Raw genomic sequence first — 21,038 nt, forward strand, 5'->3', positions numbered from 1 at the left:
GGAGGTCGCGCTGCGTAATACGGCGCGTCTGATAGCACAGACTCGCGCTGCCAGCAGTTGGTTGCAGGGACGTTCAGGTCTTTATTGCAGGCTGGGCAACGGTCTTTATCGCGGCAGCATTTGAATCGCGAGCGCGGCGGGCATAAGCTTCGCGCCATCGCTATTTGCCTGACGCTTGCCGTCCTCTTCAGGAACCGCCATGTCCAGCCTGTTTCCCGCTTCTCGTCCCCGTCGCCTGCGCAGCAACGAAAACTTCCGCGCACTGTTTCAGGAAACCGAATTCACCCTCAACGATCTGGTGCTGCCGATTTTCGTCGAAGAAGAAATCGACGATTTCGTGCCGATCAACAGCATGCCCGGCGTGCAGCGGATCCCCGAGTCGAAGCTGGCCCAGGAAGTCGAGCGTTACGCCCGCGCCGGCATCAAGTCGGTGATGACCTTTGGCGTTTCGCACCACCTGGACGCTTCCGGCAGCGACACGTGGCAGGAGAACGGCCTGGTCTCGCGGATTTCCCGGACCATCAAAAGCGCAGTGCCGGAAATGATCGTGATGTCCGACACCTGCTTCTGCGAATACACCGACCACGGTCACTGCGGCGTGATGCACGGCGATCACGTGGACAACGACGCGACGATTGAAAACCTCGGCAAGCAGGCCGTCATGGCAGCGCGTGCCGGGGCTGATGTGATTGCACCGTCGGCCGCAATGGACGGCCAGGTCAAGGCGATTCGCGCGGCGCTGGATGCGGCGGGTTTCACCCACGTGCCGATCATGGCGTACTCCACCAAGTTTGCCTCGGCGCTGTACGGTCCGTTCCGTGAAGCGGGCGGCAGCGCGCTGAAAGGCGACCGCAAGACCTACCAGATGAACCCGATGAACCGCCGCGAAGCGCTGCGTGAATCGCTGATGGACGAAGCCGAAGGCGCCGACGCGTTGATGGTCAAGCCCGCCGGTGCGTACCTGGACATCATCCGCGACATCCGCGAAGCCTCGACCCTGCCACTTGCCGCGTACCAGGTCAGCGGCGAATACGCGATGATCAAGTTCGGCGCGCAGGCCGGCGCCATCGACGAACACCGCGTGGTCCGCGAAACCCTCGGCGCCATCAAACGCTCGGGCGCCGACCTGATCTTCACCTACTTCGCGATGGACCTGGCGCTGAACGGCATCTGACGCCGGTCGTGCCCACGCATTGCGTGGGCACGCCGGCCGGAGCGAAAAAACACGGCCAATCCCTAACCGGCGACAAAACACAAAACCTGTAGGAGCTGTGGCGCTGCTTCAAATCGCGACTGCACGCCAGTCCTTGTGGGAGGGAGCTTGCTCGCGATGAGGCCGGTACATCCGCAAAACATCCTGAGCGTCAAACAACGCATCGCGAGCAAGTTCCCTCCCACCATCCACCATCTAACTGCGGCGCTGCGCAACCTGAGGGGTAACCGCCAATCCCCCGTGGGAGCGGACCTGTCCGCGAAGGGGCCGGTGCATCCGATACATCTATGTCGATTGATCAATCGCCTTCGCGAACAAGTTCGCTCCTGCAGGTTTTGCGTTCGGTGCGGAAACTGCCGCGCTGTTCTGATCATTCCAACGCTCTGCGTGGGCATGCCGGCCGGACGCTCGGCGTCCCTGTGACGCGAAGCGTCATCTACTGAGCTCAGGTCTTCAGCACTTCCCGGTAATACCCCTTCAATGTCTCGATGAATTCTTCAGCCAAACGGGTCCGGGCCTGGGTGATCGGCCAGATGACGTACGTGGGCAACAGGATGTTCGGCCTGAAGGGGCGGACCACCACGTTCAGGTGCAGGTAATCCCGGGCCACCAACGGGTGGGCGAGGGTGATGCCCATGCCCAGCGCCACCATCTCGCAATTGATCGCGCTGTACTGCGCCTCCACCGCCATGACCCGCTCGACCCCCGCCTGTTCGAACAAGCCGTCCACCAGCGAGCGCGTACCGTCGCCATGGCACAGCGAGACAAACGCTTCCCCCTCCAGATCGCCGAAGGTGATCTCCGAACGCGCAGCCAGCGCATGGTCACCCGGCAGCACGCACACCGCCGGCACCTGGGCCAGCAACTCCACCTGATGACTGCTGACATCCCCGGGGTGCACCACGATGCCGATGTCGCAGAACTGCGATTTGACCCATTGCTCCACGGTGGGCGAGGAGTTCACGTGCAGCGACACGGTCAGCTCCGGCCGTGAATCGGTGAAGGTCTTCAGCACCCTGGGGATCACGCTCATCCCGGTCGACGGCACGGCCGCCACCCGCAGACGCCCGGTGCCCAGGTTGCGGATGTTCTTGGCCGACAACTTGAGGCTGTCCAGCCCCACATACGCACGCTCCACTTCCTGAAAGAACGCCTGGCCTTCCTGGGTCGGGATCAGCCGCACCCCCGCACGCTTGAACAGGCTCAGCCCGGTGCTCAGCTCCAGCTGCGAAATCAGCCGGCTGACATTGGGCTGCGAGGTGTACAGCACTTCGGCCGCAGCGGTCATGGAACCGTGGCGCATGACGCTGCGGAAGGCTTCGATCTGCCTGAGATTCATGGGACCTTCCATATCAAATATGAATAACTAACCCGAATATCCGTATTTGACCATATGGATGGGCTGTCGCAATACTCGGGTCAACACCCATAGCGCACATGAAGATGCGCGGCCCGGCACGGATACGCCGGGAGCATGCACCGTGCATGCATGACCCGGGTTTGCGCCCGGGCAACTGACGCATTGTTCGATCTGCCCCACGCACTTCGGAGATAGTCTGTGAATAGCCTCAACTCGTCCTCAGCCGCACAGCCGTTTACTCGTCTCGCCACCGCCGTCGCCCTGACCCTTGTCGGGTTCGGCAGTGCCAGCGCCTTCGCCGACACCACCCTGTACGTCGCCGGCGTCGGTGGCTCCACCGAGCAGATGTACAAGAACAAAGTCATCCCCGCCTTCGAAAAACAGCACAACGTCAAAGTTGTCTACGTCGCCGGAAACTCCACCGAAACCCTGGCCAAGCTGCAGGCGCAAAAAGGCCGGCAGCAGATCAACGTGGCGATGATGGACGACGGCCCGATGTACCAGGCGTTGCAGATGGGACTGTGTGAAAAACTCAGCGACGCGCCGGTATACAAAGACCTCTATCCCCTGGCCCGACTCAGCCCGGAAGCCACCGGGATCGGCGTAGTCGCCACCGGCATCGGCTACAACGAAGAGGCGTTCAAGAAGCGCGGCTGGGCGCCACCCGATTCCTGGGAAAGCCTGACGGACCCCAAATACAAGCAACTGCTGGGCATGCCGCCGGTGACCAACACCTACGGCCTGCACACTCTGGTGGAGATGGCCCGCCTGCGCGGCGGCGGCGAGAAAAACATCGACCCCGGCTTCAAGGCGCTGAAAGACGAGATCGGCCCCAACGTCCTGGCCTGGGTCTCGGCCCCCGGCGAGATGGACGGCATGATGCAGAACGGCGACGTGGTCATGGCGGTGTACGGCAGCGGTCGGGCCGTGGCGTTGCAGAGCACCGGTTTCCCGCTGAAATTCATTTACCCGAAAGAGGGCGGCATCGCCCTGCAAGTGGCGGCCTGCGGCGTGACCCCCAACGCGCAGTCCGAGCTGTCCCAGGCGTTCATTCAGTACGTGTTGTCGCCGGAAGTGCAAAGCATCCAGGCCAAGGAAAACGGCTTTGCGCCGGTCAACCAGACGGTATCACTGGCGCCGGACATCGCCGCCCGCATGCCGTATGGGCCGGAAAAGGTCAACGCGCTGATCAAGGTTGACTGGGAAGCCATCAACCCCCAGCGCAGCGAATGGACCACGCGCTGGAACCGCACCGTCGAGCGCTAGACCGCCTGCGTTGATGCACAACGCTTCCCGAAACCCTTTCTGGAGACGCAGGCCCTGCGCCTGCGTGGCAAGCCCATGGCATTTCTCACACTCGAAGGCCTGGTCAAGACCTACGGCAGCTTCCACGCCATTGACGGTCTGAACCTCGACGTGCAGCACGGTGAGTTCATCGCGCTGCTCGGTCCGTCCGGCTGCGGCAAGACCACCACCCTGCAATCGATCGCCGGTTTCGTGCAGCCCACCGAAGGGCGCATCGTCCTCGACGGCCGCGACATCACCCACGTGCGCCCCGAACAGCGGGGGCTGGGCATCGTGTTTCAGAGCTACGCGCTGTTTCCGCACATGACCGTGGCGCAGAACATCAGCTTCGGCCTGGAAATGCGCGGCGTGCCCAAGGCCGAGCGCGGCACCCGGGTCACCGAGGCCCTGGACCTGGTCCGCCTCAAGGGACTGGGCGAGCGCTACCCCAAGGCGCTGTCCGGCGGGCAACGGCAGCGAGTGGCCATCGCCCGCGCCCTGGCCATCCGTCCCAACCTGTTGCTGCTCGATGAGCCGATGTCCAACCTCGACGCCAAGCTGCGCGAAGAGATGCACATCGAATTGCGGGCGATCCAGCGCGACCTGGGGATCACCACCATTCTGGTGACCCACGATCAGGTGGAAGCCATGACCATGAGCGACCGCATCGCCGTGATGCAGAAGGGTCGCATCGTGCAGATCGACACGCCGTTCGAAGCCTACGAGCGGCCGCATTCGCCGTTCGCCTCGGCGTTCCTGGGCAAGACCAACGCCTTCGCCGGCGCCGTGCAGTTGCGCAACGATCGCTGCTGCCACGTGCAGGTCAAGGACACGACGCTGCACGTGCCCCACGAAGACCGCGCGCTGGGCAACGAGGTCAACGTCTACATCCGGCCGGAGAAAATCCGCCTGACTGCGGTGGGTGCAGGTCGTTTGATCGGTCGCGTCCGCCTGCGGGTGTTTCTCGGCAACCTGTGGCTGATCGCGGTGGACAGCCATCTCGGGCTGGTGCACATGACCCAGCCCAACCTCGGCACGCCGCCGCCGGAGGAGGGCAGCGAGATCGGGCTGGACTGGTCGGATGACGACCTGCGCCTGCTGGACCGGGAGGTCGCCCATGGCCACGTATGACGCAGAACGTGTGGGCGCCGCGCCCTGGCTGCTGAGCGGGCCGGCGTTGCTGGTGTTCGTCGCCCTGTTGCTGGCGCCGTTGCTGCTGACGGCGGTGCTGTCCCTCAATCTGTTCAGCGACAGCGGCGAAGTGGTGTCCGGCTACAGCCTGGGCAACTACATCGAGGTGTTCAAGGACGGTTATTTCCACGAGATTTTCCTGCGCACCGGCGGCATGGCGCTGGCGGTCACGGTGCTCTGTGTGCTGCTGGGCGTGCCGGAGACCATCATCATTGCGCGCATGGCGCCGCGCTGGCGCTCGCTGTTTCTGCTGGTGGTGCTCGGGCCGCTGCTGATCTCGGTGGTGGTGCGCACCCTGGGCTGGGCGATCCTGCTGGGCAACAACGGCCTGATCAACGATGCCTTGCAGGCGCTGGGCATCACCGATCAACCGGTGAAAATGCTCTTCACCCAGGTCGGCGTGATCGTCGCCCTGACCCACGTGCTGGTGCCGTTCATGGTGATCGCGGTGTGGGCGACGTTGCAGCGCCTGGACCTGCAAGTGGAGTGGGCCGGGTTGTCGCTGGGCGCATCGCGGCTGACGGTGTTCCGCCGGATCATCCTGCCGCAGATCATGCCCGGCATCCTGTCCGGCTCGATCATCGTATTCGCCCTGGCGGCCTCGGCGTTCGCCACCCCGGCGATCATCGGCGGGCGTCGCCTGAAAGTCGTCGCGACTGCGGCGTACGACGAGTTCCTCGGCACCCTCAACTGGCCGCTTGGCGCCGCCATCGCGATGCTGCTGCTGGTGGCCAACCTGATCATCATTCTGGGTTGCAGCAAGCTGGCCGAGCGCCGCTTCAAGCAAGTCTTCGAGTAGACGGCCATGCAAAAGAACGGATTTTTCTCGCAGCTGTACCACACCTGTTTTGTGGCGTTCATCGTCGCGCCGTTGCTGGTGGTGATGGCCATGGCGTTCACCGACAAGGGTTACCTGTCGCTGCCCACCGATGGCCTGTCCCTGCGCTGGTTTCGCGCGTTGCTGGACAACCAGGAAATGCTCGACGCGTTCACCCTGTCCATCAAGCTGGGCCTGGCCTCGGCCACCATCGCCGCGTTACTGGCGATCCCGGCGGCGCTGGCCATCAGTCGCTATGAGTTCCCTGGACGCGGCGCCGTGACCGGTTTTCTGCTGTCGCCGCTGATGATTCCCTCGGTGGTGCTGGGGATCGCGTTTCTACGGTTCTTTTCCCTGGCGCAGATCGGCGGATCGTTCTGGGCGCTGACCCTGACCCACGTCATCGTCGTGCTGCCTTATGCGCTGCGCCTGACGCTGGCCTCCACCATCGGCCTTGAGCGCGACATCGAGCAGGCGGCGTTGTCGTTGGGCGCCAGTCGCTGGACCGCGTTTTACCGGGTGGTGCTGCCACGCATTCGCACCGGGGTCATCGGCGGCTGGATGCTGGCGTTCATCCAGAGTTTCGATGAACTGACCATGACCGTGTTCGTCGCAACGCCCGGCACCACCACCTTGCCGGTGGCGATGTACAACCAGATTTCCCAGACCATCGACCCGTTGATCACCGCCGTGTCGACGGTGCTGATCGTCGGCACCCTGCTGTTGATGCTGGTGCTGGACCGCATGGTTGGCCTGGACAAGGTACTGATCGGAGAGGGCAAATGAGCCAGGAATCAGAAGTCACCCAGTCTGACGTCATCGTCATTGGCGGCGGGTTGGTGGGTACCGCGGTGGCCTACGGGCTGGCGCGCACGGGGGCGGACACCGTGGTGCTCGACCAGGGCGACGATGCGTTTCGCGCCTCGCGGGGCAATTTCGGACTGGTCTGGGTGCAGGGCAAGGGCCACGATTTGCCGGACTATTCGCGCTGGACACGTTCATCCGCCACGCGCTGGCCGGCGCTGGCCCAGGCGCTGATGGAAGACAGCGGGGTCGATGTGCAGCTCAGGCAGCCGGGCGGTTTCCACATGTGCTTCAGCGATGAAGAACTCCTGGAGCGCCAATCGCGCTTGCAGACCCTGCAGGACGCGCTGGGCGACTACCCGTTCCAGATGCTCGACGCCGCCGAGGTCAAGGCGCGGCTGCCGCTGATCGGGCCGTCGGTGGTCGGCGCCAGTTACACGCCCCAGGACGGGCACGTCAATCCGCTGAAACTGCTGCGGGCGCTGCACACCTCGGCCCAGTCCAAAGGCGCGCGGCTGTTTGGCGGGGTGCAGGTCGATCGCATCGACTGCGCGCCGGGGGAGTTTCGCGTGAGCGCGGGCCATCGCCGCTTTATCGCGCCACGCATTGTGCTGGCCGCCGGGCTGGGCAATCCGGGGTTGGCGAAGCAGGTCGGCCTGCACGCGCCGGTGGCGCCCAATCGCGGGCAGGTGCTGGTCAGCGAGCGGGTCCGGCCGTTTCTCGAATACCCCACCATCAACGTGCGCCAGACCGACGAAGGCACCGTGCAGCTGGGGGATTCCATGGAGGAAGTGGGCTTCGATGACGGCACCTCCACCGAAGTGCTGGCGGCCATCGCCAGACGCGGGGTTTCGACCTTTCCGTTGCTGCGGGACGTGCGCCTGATTCGTGCCTGGGGCGCGCTGCGGGTCATGAGCCCGGACGGCTTTCCGATTTATCAGCAATCCGAGGCGCACCCCGGTGCCTTCGTCGTGACCTGCCACAGCGGCGTGACCCTGGCCGCGGCCCACGCCCTGCGCATCGCGCCGTGGGTCATGGGCGGCGCGCAACCCGAGGAGCTGGCGGTGTTTGCCGGCGAGCGTTTCCTGACTGACAAGGTGTTTTCCCATGCGCACTGATCCGCTGTTTCAACGGGTCGCCAGCGAAGTCCGATCGACGCGGACCGTGAACCTGATCTTCAACGACCAACCCCTGACCGTGCCCGCTGGCATCAGCGTGGCCGCCGCGTTGCTGCAGTCCGGGATCAACCGTTTTCGGACCACGCCGGTGAGCGAATCGCCCCGGGCGCCGTATTGCATGATGGGCGTGTGCTTCGAGTGCCTGGTGCAGATCGACGGCGTGCCCAATCGCCAGAGCTGCCTGATCGACGTCGCCGACGGCATGCGCATCCACACCCAGGAAGGGGCGCGGGATCTGGTCTTCGAACCGATGGACGTCCTGGCCGTGGAGGTGCAGTCATGAACCTTGAGACCGTTGACGTGGTAGTGATCGGTGCCGGCGCGGCGGGGATGAGCGCGGCGGTGGCGTTGTCTGCCCGGGCGCTGAACGTGGTGCTGCTGGACGAGCAGGGCAGCCCCGGTGGCCAGATTTATCGCGGCATCACCCTGGCGCCGTTGTCACGCCGGGACCTGCTCGGTCCCGATTACGCCCACGGCAACGTGCTGGCCCAGGCGCTGGCGTCTTCCACCGTGCGCTATGAAAAAGGCGCTGCGGTGTGGCAGGTGACGCGTGATCATCAAGTCAGTTATCTGCGCGACGGTCGCCTGCACACCTTGCAGGCCAAGGCCGTGGTGCTGGCGACCGGGGCCATGGAGCGACCGTTTCCCATCAGCGGCTGGACCTTGCCCGGGGTGATGAGCGCTGGCGCCGCGCAGATTCTGCTGAAAAGCGCAGGTCTGGCGCCCAACGAACCGGTGGTGCTGGCCGGCTGCGGGCCGCTGCTGTACCTGCTCGGCTGGCAATACCTGCGTGCCGGGGTGCCGATCAAGGCGCTGGTCGATACCACCAAACCCGAGGATTACTGGCGCGCCCGGCGTCATCTGTTCGCCGCGTTACGCGCCTGGCCGTACCTGCGCAAGGGGCTGGAGCTGATGCGCAGTCTGCGCAGCGCCCGCATCGCGCACCACACCGGCGCCGAGCACCTGGCGGTGGAGGGCGATGAAGCCGCTACCGCGCTGACCTTCAACGCCGGCGGCACATCCCATCGCATCGCCACCCGCTGCGTGCTGCTGCATCAGGGCGTGGTGCCGAATATTCAGTTCAGCCAGTCATTGCGCGCCCGGCATGAGTGGGACGTGGATCAACTGTGCTTCAGTCCGGTGGTCGATCCCTGGGGCGAGCTGGACGTGCCGGGGGTTTATGTTGCAGGCGACGGCGCCGGGATTGGTGGCGCCCAGGCGGCGGCGGTGCAGGGGCAATTGACTGCGCTGGGCATCGCCCATCAGTTGAAAGTCATTAACTCGGCCCTGCGCGATCAACAGGCCGAATCGCTGCGCACGGCACTGGACAGTAACCTGCGCATCCGGCCGTTTCTCGACGCGCTGTACCAGCCGAAAGAGGAAAACCGCATCCCGGCCGACGACGTCATGGTCTGCCGCTGCGAAGAGGTGACGGCGGGGGATCTGCGCGGCTTCGTCGCGCTGGGCTGCGCCGGGCCGAATCAGGCCAAGTCCTTCGGGCGTTGCGGCATGGGGCCGTGCCAGGGGCGGCTGTGCGGGCTGACCGTGACCGAAGTCATCGCCAAGGCCCGCGGCGTGTCGGCCTCTGAAGTGGGGTACTACCGGATTCGTCCGCCGATCAAGCCCATCACCCTGGGAGAACTGGCCGGTGAGTGAGGCCAGCCGACGTCAGGGCGACGTGCTGGTCATCGGCGGCGGCATTCATGGCCTGAGCACGGCGTTTCACCTGGCCCAGCGCGGGGTCAGGGTGACGGTGCTGGAGGCCGATTACTGCGGGCGGCATGCGTCCGGGGTGAATGCCGGCGGCGTCCGCACGTTGGGTCGGCACACACCGGAGATTCCGTTGGCGCTGTCGTCCCGCGCGTTGTGGCATGAAATGAAAAATACCCTCGGCGACGACGGCGGTTTTGTCCCCAGCGGTCAGCTGAAGCTGGCGGAGAACCCGGCGGAGCTGGAGGAGTGCCGGCAGCGGGTGGCACAGCTTCAGGCGCTGGGGTTCAGCCATGAGGTGCTGGTGGATCAACGGCAGGTGTTCGAGATCATTCCCACCGTGGCCCGGCATGTAGTCGGTGGGGTCTGGGTCAAGGACGATGGCTACGCTGTGCCGTACAAAGTGGTCACCGCGTTTCGCCTGGCGGCGCAGAAGCTCGGGGTGCAGGTGCATGAAAGCACCCCGGCGCAACGCATCGAGCAGACCGGCAGCCAGTGGCGAGTGACTACGCCACAGGGCGTGTTTTCAGCCGAGCATCTGGTGGTGACCGCCGGGGCCTGGGCCGGGGAGTTGGCGGCGCAGGTCGGCGAGCCAGTGCCGGTGCACCCTGAAGGGCTGATGCTGATGGTGACTCACCGTGTCGCGCCGTTCTGCGCGCCGGTGCTGGGGGCCACCGGGCGTTCGCTGTCGTTCAAGCAATTCGCCAACGGCACCGTGGTGATCGGCGGCAAGCTGATGGGCTCGCTGGACTTTCCGGCGCGTCACGGTGAAGTGGACATGACCCGCCTGGGCACCAGCGCGCGCACCGTCACCGACTTGTTCCCGCATTTGAAACACCTGGGCGTCAACCGCGTCTGGGCCGGCGTCGAAGCCTTTACCGCCGATGATTTGCCGGTGATTGGCGCCAGTCGCAAGGCCAGCAAGCTGAGTTATTCATTTGGCTTCTGCGGCAGCGGCTTCCAGATGGGGCCGGGCACCGGCAAACGCCTGGCGCAAGAGATACTCGGCGAGCATTCGGACATTTCCCTGGCGCCGTTCGCCGCCGACCGTTTTGAGAACGCCGCCGTGCTGGCGTCGCTTTCTGTTCTTAAACCCGCTGTAACCCTTCCGCATCATTAAGGAGTTCCCATGCTGGACATCACCCGTATCGAAACCAACCAACGCATGAGCCGCGTCGTGCAATGCAACGGCTTCACCTTCCTCGGCGGCCAGACCGCGACCGACCGTACGCTGGACATCAAAGGCCAGACCGCGCAGGTGCTGGAGAAGATCGACAACTTCCTGGCCAAGGCCGGCCTGGACAAGACCCGCATCCTCAGCGCCCAGGTGTGGCTGTCGGACATCAACGCCAATTTTGCCGGCATGAACGAAATCTGGGACGCCTGGGCCCCCGAAGGCCACGCCCCGGCCCGCGCCACCGTCGAGTCGAAACTGGCAGCGCCCGACCTGCTGGTGGAAATCACCGTGATTGCGGCGGGGTGATTGCCCTGTTCAGTGATTGATCGTCCCCACGCTCCGCGTGGTGACGCCGCCTTCGACGCTCCGCGTCTTCGCTCTGACGCGGAGCGTCTTCGTATGCATGCCCACGCGGAGCGTGGGCACGATCAGAGCGTCGAGCCGCAACTCCCCCGGATGATCGTCCCCACGCTCCGCGTGGTGACGCCGCCGTCGACGCTCCGCGTCTTCGCTCTGACGCGGAGCGTCTTTGTATGCATGCCCACGCGGAGCGTGGGCACGATCAGAATTGATGATGAACCCTGTTGGAGCGAGGCTTGCCCGCGAAGGGTATTCAGGCGCTGGAGATGCATTGCCCGTGCGGGCCTCTTCGCGGGCAAGCCTCGCTCCAACGGGTAATCAGTGGCCTCCCGTAGGATGATCGTCCCCACGCTCCGCGTGGTGACGCCGCCCTTGACGCTCCGCGTCGTCACGATCATCCAGTCATCGCAGGGTGCGGGTTCTGGACGCATTCCCTTGGCGGGCGGGAACGCTCATCATGGCGCGGCTCACTCATTGCCATCGGGCCGACCGAACTTATCGCGGCTGCCGGCGCTCCTAGACTGCTTGGGTGACCCTTCTTTTTTTACGTACGCGCTCGCGCATCCTTATTTTGCACTGGAGATTCCCGTGGACAGTGTCGATCTGAACGTGCTGAAAAGCGTTCGTCAATGGCGTCTCGAGGGCCATCGCGTGTGGCTGTACACCGTGATTCAGACCTGGGGCAGTGCGCCGCGTCCGCCCGGCGCGATGCTGGCGCTGCGGGACGATGGTGTGGTGATTGGCTCGGTGTCCGGTGGCTGCATCGAGGATGACCTGATCAGCCGGATGCAAGCCCAGTCCGCCGGACAGGCGCCGTCCGGGCAGGTACAACTGGTGACCTACGGTGTGACCAAGGAAGAAGCCGCGCGCTTCGGTCTGCCCTGCGGCGGCACCTTGCGCCTGGCCGAAGAGCAGGTGGTGGACAACGCCTGGGTCGATGACTTGCTGGTGCGTTGTGAAAACCACGAAATCGTTTCCCGCGAGCTGTCCCTGGCCAGCGGTGCCGTCACCCTCGGCACCGCCACCCGCGATGACGCCTTGAGTTTCGATGGCCAGACCCTGCGCGCGATCTACGGCCCGCGCTGGCGCCTGTTCATCATCGGTGCCGGCCAGCTGTCCCGCTACGTGGCCTCCATCGCGCGGATGCTGGATTTTGAAGTGCTGATCTGCGACCCCCGGGAAGAATTCGCCTTTGGCTGGGAAGAAGAGGGCGCGCGGTTCGTGCCGGGGATGCCGGACGACGCGGTGGAGTCCATCGTGCCGGACGCGCGCACCGCCATCGTTGCGCTGACCCATGACCCACGGCTGGACGACATGGCGCTGCTCACCGCCCTCAAGTCCGATGCGTTCTACATCGGCGCGCTGGGTTCGCGGGTCAATACCCTCAAGCGTCGTGAAAACCTGGCGTTGCTGGGCCTGGCCGACGAAGAAATCGCCCGGCTGCACGGCCCCATCGGTCTGCACATCGGCAGCCACACACCGCCCGAGATCGCGCTGTCACTGATGGCCGAGATCGTCTCGATCAAGAACGGCGTCACGGCCGTGCAGAAAAAACCCTTCCCTCAGACCATGGTGGTCTGAGGCGTAACGGTGGGTGCGGGGTGCGCCAGTTGCCAGGCGACCAGCCCGCCGATCAGTGCCTTGCCTTTGGTCAGGCCGTGGGCGCGCAGTTTCTCGGCCAGCAGCGCGGCGGACAATTCGTTGGGGCAGGCGCAGTAGATCACCATGTCCACATCGCCCAGCTGGCTCAACCACGGGGCCAGCGGTTCTTCGAGACTGATGGTCAGCGCGCCGGGGATGCCGGGCTCACCGGCCACATGAAACGACGGACGCACATCGATGACGACCGGTGCATCGTCGGTGTCGCGCAGGGCCAGCAGCTCGGGCACGGTAATGCGCGGCACCTGGGCGGTACGCCGCAGCAAACCCCGACGCTTCCAGTATTTCCAGGCGATGAACGCCGCCAGCGCGCCGACCACCACCGCCAGCGCGAGCGGCACATAGCCGGTCAGCCAGGCGAGGATCGGCATGATCGCATCGCTGAACAGCATGCCCAGCAGCATCGCCGAACCCGCCCAGATGAATGAGCCCGCCACCGAATAGCGCAGAAAGGTGGGGAACGGCGTGCCGCTCATGCCCGCCACCGTGGTTACCAGTGCACCGGCACCGGGCAGAAATTTGGACAGCAGCAGCGCCCGCGGCCCGACCCGTTCATACACGGTGAGGCCCTGGCGCACGCAGGTGTCCTGGGACAGGGAAATCTTGCAGATGGATTTGAGCAGCGTGCCGCCAAAGCGCTTGCCGGCCCAGTACCACACCGAATCGGCGATCAGGCAGGCAATGATCGCGAACACCACCCCCGCGCCCAGCAGCGGCTTGCTTTGCATCGCCAGGGCGCCGGTGACGATCAGCGTCGGATACGCCGGCACCGGCAGGCCCAATTGCTCCAGCAGGACGTTGACGAACACCAGCAGCAGCCCATGGGTTTCGTTCAGTTGCTGGAGTTCATTCATCGGGCGCGGCTCGGGAAAATAGCGGGGTGCCCGTAACCTCGCCTGAACGCCCGGATGTGTCAATGCCGCTGTGTCACTGGGGCGCTGAAGCGGCGCCCCGAGCGCAGGTCAGTGGTGAGCGCCCCAGGCGTTTGGGTTGACCAGGTTCGCTGGCTTTTCCCCGGCCAGCGCGCTGATCAGGTTGTCCACCGCGCAACGGGCCATGGCCTCCCGGGTTTCGTGAGTGGCCGAGCCCATGTGCGGCGTGGCCACCACGTTGTCCATCTTCAGCAGCGGCGAATCCGGCGCAATCGGCTCGCCCTCGAACACGTCCAGCCCGGCGGCGCGGATCTGCCCCTTGTGCAGCGCGGCAATCAGCGCCTGTTCGTCCACCACCTTGCCCCGCGCGATGTTGATGAAAATGCTCTCCGGTCGCATCAGCGCGAACTGCTCGGCGCCCATCAGGCCTTCGGTTTCGGCGGTCAGCGGCACGGTCAGGCAGACGAAATCCGCTTCCTGCAACAACGCTTCCAGGCTGCGATAGCCGGCATTGAATCGCGCTTCCACCGCAGGTTTGGGCGAATGGCTGTGGTAGAGGATCGGCATGCCGAAGCCGAAGTGACCCCGTTGCGCCACCGCTTCACCGATGCGCCCCATGCCGACGATACCCAGGGTCTTGCCGTGCACGTCGGTGCCGAAATGCGCAGGGCCGAGGTTTTGCGTCCACTGGCCGTTGCGCACCAGATTGGCCAGTTCCACCACGCGCCGGGCGCTGGCCATGATCAGGGCAAAGCCGGTGTCGGCGGTGGTTTCGGTCAGCACGTCCGGGGTGTTGCTCAACAGGATGCCGCGCCGGTCCAGGTAGTCGATGTCGTAGTTGTCGACACCCACCGACACGCTGGCCACCGCTTCCAGGTTCGGCGCCAGGTCCAGCAAGGTGGCGTCCAGCTTGAGGCTGGCCCCCAGCAGACCGTGAGCCCGAGGCAGGGCGGCTTTCAGCTGCGCCAGGCCCGCGCCTTTGACGTCTTCGATCAGCGTGACGTCGGCGTATGCCTGCAACCGCGCCATCAACGGCGCGGACAGGGTTTTGTACAGAACGACCTGCTTTTTCATCAATTCGGTTCCACGTCTAAGGTCAGGAATGGGCGGGCGCGGCCGGCGCGTTTTGCACGGGCGTGGTTTTGGCGTCGGGCTTGAGCATCAGCGTCAGCAGCACCGAAACCAGCAATGCCCCACTCATGAACAGGTACGACGCGCTCAAGGTGCCGGTGATGCCGTTGAGGTAACCCACTAGGTACGAGCCGGCAAACGAACCCAGCGCGCCGAGGCTGTTGATCAGCGCCATGGCGCCGCCAGCCACGTTGGACGGCAGGATTTCCGGGACGATGGCGAAGAACGGCCCATAGGGTGCGTACATGCAGGCGCCGGCGATCACCAGCAGCGAGTACGACCACCAGAAGTGCTCGGTACCCAGCGCGTACGAGCCGTAAAAGGCCACGGCCGCGAGCAACAGCGGCGGCCAGACGAACAGCTTGCGCTTCTGCAGTTTGTCCGAAGCCCAGGACACCGCGACCATGCCGATCACCGCCGCCAGGTACGGCAGCGCCGACAGCCAGCCGGCTTCGACCATGTTCATCTGCATGCCTTTTTTCAGGATCGTCGGCAGCCACAGGACGAAGCCGTAGACACCGATGCTCCAGCAGAAGTACTGCGCCGCCAGCAACAGCACCTTGGGCGAACGGAAGGCTTCGGCGTAGTTTTTCACCGGCTTGATCCCCACTTGTTCGGCGTCGAGACGGCGTTGCAGTTCGGTCTTTTCCGCGTCACTCAGCCACTTGGCCTGTGCCGGACGTTCGTCCACCAGGCGCCACCAGATAAAGGCCCAGATCACCGCCGGCAAGCCTTCGACGATGAACATCCAGCGCCAGCTGAAATGCGCCACCAGGTAGCCCGACACCACCGACATCCAGAGCATGGTCACCGGGTTGCCGAGGATCAGCACGGTGTTGGCGCGTGAGCGTTCAGCCTTGGTGAACCAGTAGCAGAGGTACACCAGCATCGCCGGCATCACCGCGGCTTCGACCACGCCGAGCATGAAGCGGATGCCGATCAGCATGTACGCGTTGGAGACGATCCCGGTCAGGGTCGCCAGGCCGCCCCAGAGGATCAGGCTGACGAAGATCAGCTTCTTGACGCTTTTCTTCTGCGCGTAGATCGCGCCGGGCACCTGGAAGAAGAAATAGCCGAGAAAGAACAGCGCCCCCAGCAGCGACGACATGCTCGGGGTGATGTTCAGGTCTTCGGCCATGCCGGAGGCGGCGGCGAAGCCGTAGTTGGCCCGGTCCAGGTACGCCAGGCTGTAGGTGATGAACACGATGGGCATGATCAGCAGCCAGCGGCGTTTCAGGCCCCCGGTTTTCAGGGTGTTAAGGACGTTTTCCATTTCGGTCTCCCGGAGCTTGTTGTTGTTTTTGCATCAGGTGGTTGGGATGTCGTGTGCGGGGTGAAGCCATCAGGCGTTTTGTGTGTGCGGTTCGGGTGTGCTCGGTGCGGCTTGCAGTTGCGCCCGGGTTGGCAGGCCTTCCATGTCGCCCCGGCTCTGCACCGCCAGGCTGCCGATCCAGTTACCGCGCGCGGTGGCCTGGTGGAAGCCGAGGTTTTCCAGCAGCGCGCTGATCACCCCCACGGCAAACCCGTCACCGGCGCCCACCGTGTCGATCACCTCGGGCACCACCACGCCGGGCACAAACGCCTGATTGAGTTGGGTGCGGTAATACGCGCCCTTGGCGCCCAGTTTGATCACCACCGCTTCCGCGCCCTGATCCAGATAGAACGCCGCGATGTCGGCGGGGGTGTCGTGCCCGGTGAGCAGTTCACCTTCGGCCAGCCCCGGCATGACCCAATGGGCAAGGCTGGCGAGGTGGTTGATCTCGCGGATCATGGTGGCCTGGCTCGACCACAGCGACGGCCGCAGGTTGGGGTCGAACGACACGCTGCGACCGGCGTCGCGCATTTGCGTCATCAGCGCCCGGGACAACTCCCGGCAGCTGTCGGACAGCGCGGCAGGAATGCCGGTGGCATGCAGGTGCCGGGCCTTGAGCAGCGCCGGCTTCAGGTCCGCCAGGGACAAGTGGCTGGCTGCTGAGCCGCGACGGAAATATTCCACGGTGGGGTCGGCGCCTTCCAGTTCCAGCGACTTGAACTGAAAGCCGGTGGGGTGCGCGGCATCGACGCTGACGTGACGGCAATCCACGCCTTCGGCTTCCAGGCTGTCGACCACAAAACGCCCCATGGAATCCTGGCCCACCCGGCTCAGCCAGGCCACGTTGAAGCCCAGCCGCGACAGGCCAATGGCGACGTTGCTGTCGGCGCCGGCGATGCGTTTCTCAAAATGGGTGACCCCGGCCAGATCGCCGGGCTGCTCGGCCACCAGCATGGTCATGGTTTCGCCGAACGAGAGGATATCGAGATCAGACATGGCTCAGCACCTCCGCAGCCGGGGTGGTGTGAGGCTGGCCGAGGGTGGCGAGAATGTCCACTTGCTCCCGGGTGACCTGCACCAAATCTTCGCCCTGCAGCGGGTATTCCACCGCGCGGGGCAGGCCGAGGGGCATGTGGGTCATCAGTTGATTCCACTGCCGTACGTCCGCCGGCGACGGCGGGATCGCGATCAGCTTGTCGCTGGCATTGCGGGTGATCGCCTTGCAGTGCAGGTACTCCACGTAGCGGCCCAGCGTCTGCGCCGCGTCGCTGGCCGATTCCCCTTGCCACTGCCAGTTGCCGATGTCGAAGGTCATGCCGATGGGCATCTGCAGGGCCTCGACCCGGGCGAAGAACGCCGCGAAGGGCGCAAGACGTCCGCCTTGCACGGTCTGGTCGTTTTCCACCAGCAGGTGCACGTTGTAGCGCGCCAGGCGCTCGGCCAGTGCCGCCACTTCGCTGTTCTCCGAGAAGTGTCCCAGGGACACTTTCAGCCACGCCGCGCCACACTGAACCGCGCGCTGCAATGTCGGCTCCAGCGCAGGGTTGGGTTGCGACTGATCTTCAAGCCACAGCTCCAGCGGCGCGGAATACAGGCACTCCAGGCCTTGGGATTTGATCGCCCCGGCCAGGGCGGGGAAGTCTTCGGTGGTGAACAGTTCTTCACGCAGTTCGATGCGCGTCACGCCAGCGTCCACCAGCAACGGGATAAAGCTGGCCTGGCCCTGGGCACGCACCCGGTCGGCGCCGAAGCTGGACAGGCTGATGGAGACGGGGTATCGATTCATTATTGTTGTCCTCTGAAACCGGTTTCATTTTAAGCAAACAGAAAGTGGGGTGGATCAAGCGCGCGTCAGGGTCGTCGTCGGGTGGAGCCGCGCACGATCAGTTGCGCCGGGAAGTCGTAGGCACGCACCGGTGCCCGATCGCCACGCAGCCGGCCCAGCAGGCATTCGAACGCGGTAACGCCGATGTCGTGGGTCGGCTGGGCCAGCGACGTAATGCCGCTGCCCACCAAGGGGTACCACTCCAGTTCGTCGAGGGCGATCAGGCCGATGTCGTCGAACAGGTGGCAACCCAGCTCATGCAGCTGCCGGGTGCAGGTCAGTGTGGCCACGCCGTTGGCGGTGAACAGCGCCTTGGGGCCAGGGCCTTCGGCGGCAAGAAAGGCGTTCAACCGGTCGCCGAACGCGTCATGGGTTTCCAGCACCTGGCCGCGCAGCTCGGGACGTTGAAGGGTGAGGGCGTTAAACGCTTTGACGCGCTCGGTACGGGAACTGGTGCCGTCCTGGGGTTCGGTGACCATCAGGATGTCGCGAAAGCCGCAATCCTGGAGGTGGTCCAGCGCCTGGCGCACGGTGGCCAGGTTGTCCAGACCCACCAGGTCGCTGTGCAGCGCATCGACCTTGCGATCCACCAGCACAATGGGCAGTTCGGCGTGCAGTTCGCGCAGTTCATCCAGATGATGGCCGAGGGTGTTCACGATCAGGCCTTCGATGTTGTACGAGCGCAACGCCGCCAGGTGCACGCGTTCCTGCTCGTCATCGCGGTCGGTGTTGCACACCACCAGGCTGTAGCCGTGACGGCGGCAGGCGGTTTCGACGCCGTGCATCACGGCCACCGAATAGGGGTTGCGGATGTCGGCCACCAGCATGCCGATCAGGCGGGTACGGCCGCGCTTGAGGCCGCGAGCCATTTGATTGGGGCGATAACCCAAGGTCTGGATGGCGTCTTCGATGCGCCGGGCGATGGCGGCCGAGAGCAATTGCCGGTCTTCGCCGATGAACCGCGAGACGCTGGCTTTGGACACGCCCGCCAGTGTCGCCACGTCATTCATGGTGACCCGGGCACGGGTTGTGGTGGGAATAGCGTTCATGGCCTGATCCTTATTGGATTTATCAGCAGGCTTTTAAACCGTCACCGGAACTGTGGGAGCGAGGCTTGCCCGCGAAGGCAAATCATCAGGCGCCATAGCCGGTGATCACGTCGTCTCCGGGCGAACAGAGCACGCTTCTGTAATGAGAAGGTGCGACGAATTGTCACGCTCTGAAACCGGTTTCAGGAAACACCATCGCGGGCGGTTCGTCAACTCGGCTTCAGATGAAAGGTTATTCCCGGGCGGGCTTGAGTTTGGCGGGATCGGGCGTCAGGCGAGATGGGCTTTTGCTGTTGCCGTTGTAGGAATCGCGCCAGGCCAGGAAGCGTTTTTCCAGTGCCGCCAGTACCCCATCGCTCAGTTTGCCCAGCACCGCGAGGACGATGATCGCAGCCAGTACGATGTCCGGACGTGACGTTTCCCGACCGTCACTGAGCAAATAGCCCAGGCCTTTGGTGGCGGCAATCAGCTCGGCGGCCACCAGAAACATCCACGACAGGCTCAGGCCGCTGCGCAGTCCGGTGAACAGCCCCGGCATTGCGGCGGGCAGGAATACGTGCAGGACCATTTGCCGCTGGCTGAAACCGAACACTTGGCCGACTTCCACCAGCTTGCGGTCGATGCCGCGAATCGCCGCGACGCCGTTGAGGTACATCGGAAAGAACGCGCCGATGGCGATCAGCACCACTTTGGAGGTCTCGCCGATGCCCAGCCACAGCAGCAACAGCGGCACCCAGGCCAGGCTCGGAATCGAACGCAACCCGGCGAAGGTCGGCTCAAGGTACGCCTCGGCCTGACGGCTCAACCCGACCCAAGCGGCGAACACCAGCGCCAGGCTGGCGCCGATGGCAAAACCGCTCAACACCCGGGTCAGGCTGGCGCCGATGTGTTTCCACAGCGCGCCATTGGCCAGGTCAGTCAGTGTCGCCGCAATCTCGCTGGGTGCCGGCATCTGGTAGGACGGCACCCAGCCGATGCGTACGACAATCTCCAGCAGGACAATGATCGCCACCGGCACCGCCAGCCCCTTGAGGCGGTTGCGCCACTGGCCTTTCAGGGCGTTCATGGCTGGCCGATCACCGTTTTCGAGACGCTTGGGTCGATCAACTGGTCAATCACCTGATCAACGTTCACGCCTTTGCGCACCAGTTCCTCGGAGGCCAGGATCGGCGCGGCGGCCTTGGACGCGGTGATGTCCTTGTCCGTCAGTTGCGGGCTGCTGATGTCGGTGCGGGTCAGTTGCAGCTTGGCTACGTCCAGCGGCAGGCCCGACTCGGTGGCGAGCAATTTCGCCAGCTCTTCAGGATTTTTCAGCGACCACTCACGGGCCTTTTCGTACGCGCTCAACACCGTTTTGATGGCTTCCGGGTGCTCCTTGGCGTAGGTCTCAGTGACGCTGACCACGCCGAAGCTGTTGAAGTCCTTGTTGCGGTACAGCAGCCGCGAGCCCGCCTGGAGTTCGCTGGCGGCCATGTGCGGATCGAGCCCGGCCCAGGCGTCGACGTCGCCTTTCTCCAGGGCAATGCGCCCGTCGGGGTGTTGCAGGTGCAGCAGTTCGACGTCGTCCTTGGTCAAGTGCGCCTGCTGCAGGGCGCGCAAGGTGAACAGGTACGGGTCGGTGCCTTTGGTGGCGGCGATTTTCTTGCCTTTCAGGTCGGCCACGCTTTGCAGGTTTGAGTCCTTGCGCACCACCAGCGCGGTCCACTCGGCGCGGCTGTAGACGTACACCGACTTGATCGGGCTGCCATTGGCCCGGGCCAGTACCGCCGAAAGACTGGCTGACGAGGCAAAGTCCACACCGCCGCTGTTCAGGTATTCCAGCGAGCGGTTGCTGCCCTGACTGAAGACCCAGGTGACTTTCGACTGGGGCAGGGCTTTTTCCAGCCAGCCGAAATGCCTGAGCACCAGGCTCACCGGCGAGTAATAGGCGTAGTCCAGATGCACCTCGGCGGGCGGCGTTTCGGCGGCCTGCACGTAGGACTGCAAGCCCAGCGTCAGCGCGACCGTGGCCGCCAGCGACATGAAAGGAAGGCGCAGCGCGTTGAAACGGAGGAGGTGGGTCATTGAAGCGTCCATTCAGTGGCGAAAGAAGAGCG

At 64.5% G+C, this 21,038-nt stretch carries 20 protein-coding genes; 11 read left to right on the forward strand and 9 right to left on the reverse strand.

The window, feature by feature from the left end; genetic code table 11:
- Positions 1-199 precede the first annotated feature (199 nt).
- Complete coding sequence (gene hemB, locus ABQX22_RS03655) at positions 200-1,174, forward strand: porphobilinogen synthase (RefSeq protein ID WP_349796583.1); 975 nt, start codon at positions 200-202, stop codon at positions 1,172-1,174.
- Positions 1,175-1,658: 484 nt separating this feature from the next.
- Here hemB and ABQX22_RS03660 read toward each other — a convergent pair whose 3' ends face one another.
- Positions 1,659-2,552 (reverse strand): LysR substrate-binding domain-containing protein, encoded by an 894-nt coding sequence (locus ABQX22_RS03660; protein WP_349796585.1) that lies wholly within the window; start codon positions 2,550-2,552, stop codon positions 1,659-1,661.
- Between the two features lie 219 nt (positions 2,553-2,771).
- On the opposite strand from ABQX22_RS03660, the gene ABQX22_RS03665 reads away from it, so the two are divergent.
- The 10 genes from ABQX22_RS03665 to ABQX22_RS03710 all read left to right on the forward strand — a co-directional run bounded on the left by ABQX22_RS03665 (position 2,772) and on the right by ABQX22_RS03710 (position 12,675).
- Entirely contained in the window at positions 2,772-3,839 is a 1,068-nt protein-coding gene (locus ABQX22_RS03665; RefSeq protein ID WP_349796587.1) for an ABC transporter substrate-binding protein, read from the forward strand.
- Between the two features lie 75 nt (positions 3,840-3,914).
- Positions 3,915-4,988, forward strand: a complete 1,074-nt coding sequence (locus ABQX22_RS03670) for an ABC transporter ATP-binding protein (RefSeq protein ID WP_349796589.1) — start codon at positions 3,915-3,917, stop codon at positions 4,986-4,988.
- On the forward strand, positions 4,975-5,847 hold the full coding sequence (locus tag ABQX22_RS03675; protein WP_349796591.1) for an ABC transporter permease: 873 nt from the start codon (positions 4,975-4,977) through the stop codon (positions 5,845-5,847). Before ABQX22_RS03670 ends, ABQX22_RS03675 begins: the two co-directional genes overlap by 14 nt.
- Positions 5,848-5,853: 6 nt before the next feature.
- On the forward strand, positions 5,854-6,651 hold the full coding sequence (locus tag ABQX22_RS03680; protein ID WP_349796593.1) for an ABC transporter permease: 798 nt from the start codon (positions 5,854-5,856) through the stop codon (positions 6,649-6,651).
- Positions 6,648-7,787, forward strand: a complete 1,140-nt coding sequence (locus tag ABQX22_RS03685; protein WP_349796595.1) for an NAD(P)/FAD-dependent oxidoreductase — start codon at positions 6,648-6,650, stop codon at positions 7,785-7,787. Before ABQX22_RS03680 ends, ABQX22_RS03685 begins: the two co-directional genes overlap by 4 nt.
- Positions 7,777-8,130 carry a (2Fe-2S)-binding protein gene (locus tag ABQX22_RS03690; RefSeq protein ID WP_349796597.1) on the forward strand — a complete coding sequence of 118 codons (354 nt, stop codon included), beginning with the start codon at positions 7,777-7,779 and terminating at the stop codon, positions 8,128-8,130. Before ABQX22_RS03685 ends, ABQX22_RS03690 begins: the two co-directional genes overlap by 11 nt.
- Positions 8,127-9,503 (forward strand): NAD(P)/FAD-dependent oxidoreductase, encoded by a 1,377-nt coding sequence (locus tag ABQX22_RS03695; protein WP_349796599.1) that lies wholly within the window; start codon positions 8,127-8,129, stop codon positions 9,501-9,503. The genes ABQX22_RS03690 and ABQX22_RS03695 overlap by 4 nt, the downstream gene beginning before the upstream one ends.
- Entirely contained in the window at positions 9,496-10,677 is a 1,182-nt protein-coding gene (locus ABQX22_RS03700; protein WP_349796601.1) for an NAD(P)/FAD-dependent oxidoreductase, read from the forward strand. The genes ABQX22_RS03695 and ABQX22_RS03700 overlap by 8 nt, the downstream gene beginning before the upstream one ends.
- Positions 10,678-10,686: 9 nt before the next feature.
- Entirely contained in the window at positions 10,687-11,040 is a 354-nt protein-coding gene (locus ABQX22_RS03705) for a RidA family protein (RefSeq protein WP_349796603.1), read from the forward strand.
- Positions 11,041-11,682: 642 nt separating this feature from the next.
- Complete coding sequence (locus tag ABQX22_RS03710; protein ID WP_349796605.1) at positions 11,683-12,675, forward strand: XdhC family protein; 993 nt, start codon at positions 11,683-11,685, stop codon at positions 12,673-12,675.
- Here ABQX22_RS03710 and ABQX22_RS03715 read toward each other — a convergent pair.
- From ABQX22_RS03715 to ABQX22_RS03750, 8 genes are all read right to left on the reverse strand, one after another.
- Complete coding sequence (locus ABQX22_RS03715) at positions 12,657-13,607, reverse strand: VTT domain-containing protein (protein ID WP_349796607.1); 951 nt, start codon at positions 13,605-13,607, stop codon at positions 12,657-12,659. The genes ABQX22_RS03710 and ABQX22_RS03715 overlap by 19 nt on opposite strands.
- 108 nt (positions 13,608-13,715) lie before the next feature.
- Positions 13,716-14,699: a 2-hydroxyacid dehydrogenase gene (locus ABQX22_RS03720; RefSeq protein WP_349796609.1), complete on the reverse strand. Its 984-nt coding sequence runs from the start codon at positions 14,697-14,699 to the stop codon at positions 13,716-13,718.
- 22 nt (positions 14,700-14,721) lie between these two features.
- Positions 14,722-16,029: an MFS transporter gene (locus tag ABQX22_RS03725; protein ID WP_349796611.1), complete on the reverse strand. Its 1,308-nt coding sequence runs from the start codon at positions 16,027-16,029 to the stop codon at positions 14,722-14,724.
- Positions 16,030-16,098: 69 nt separating this feature from the next.
- Positions 16,099-17,064 carry a sugar kinase gene (locus ABQX22_RS03730; protein ID WP_349796613.1) on the reverse strand — a complete coding sequence of 322 codons (966 nt, stop codon included), beginning with the start codon at positions 17,062-17,064 and terminating at the stop codon, positions 16,099-16,101.
- Complete coding sequence (locus tag ABQX22_RS03735; protein ID WP_349796615.1) at positions 17,057-17,854, reverse strand: sugar phosphate isomerase/epimerase family protein; 798 nt, start codon at positions 17,852-17,854, stop codon at positions 17,057-17,059. The genes ABQX22_RS03730 and ABQX22_RS03735 overlap by 8 nt, the downstream gene beginning before the upstream one ends.
- Positions 17,855-17,919: 65 nt before the next feature.
- Complete coding sequence (locus ABQX22_RS03740; protein ID WP_349796617.1) at positions 17,920-18,942, reverse strand: LacI family DNA-binding transcriptional regulator; 1,023 nt, start codon at positions 18,940-18,942, stop codon at positions 17,920-17,922.
- A 232-nt stretch (positions 18,943-19,174) separates the two neighbouring features.
- Positions 19,175-20,008: an ABC transporter permease gene (locus tag ABQX22_RS03745; protein ID WP_349796619.1), complete on the reverse strand. Its 834-nt coding sequence runs from the start codon at positions 20,006-20,008 to the stop codon at positions 19,175-19,177.
- Positions 20,005-21,006, reverse strand: coding sequence for an aliphatic sulfonate ABC transporter substrate-binding protein (locus ABQX22_RS03750; RefSeq protein WP_349796621.1), 1,002 nt, complete (start codon positions 21,004-21,006; stop codon positions 20,005-20,007). Before ABQX22_RS03750 ends, ABQX22_RS03745 begins: the two co-directional genes overlap by 4 nt.
- Between the last annotated feature and the right edge of the window lie 32 nt (positions 21,007-21,038).

Origin of the sequence: Xanthomonas sp. WHRI 1810A (assembly GCF_040202885.1) — a bacterium.
Taxonomy (GTDB): domain Bacteria; phylum Pseudomonadota; class Gammaproteobacteria; order Pseudomonadales; family Pseudomonadaceae; genus Aquipseudomonas.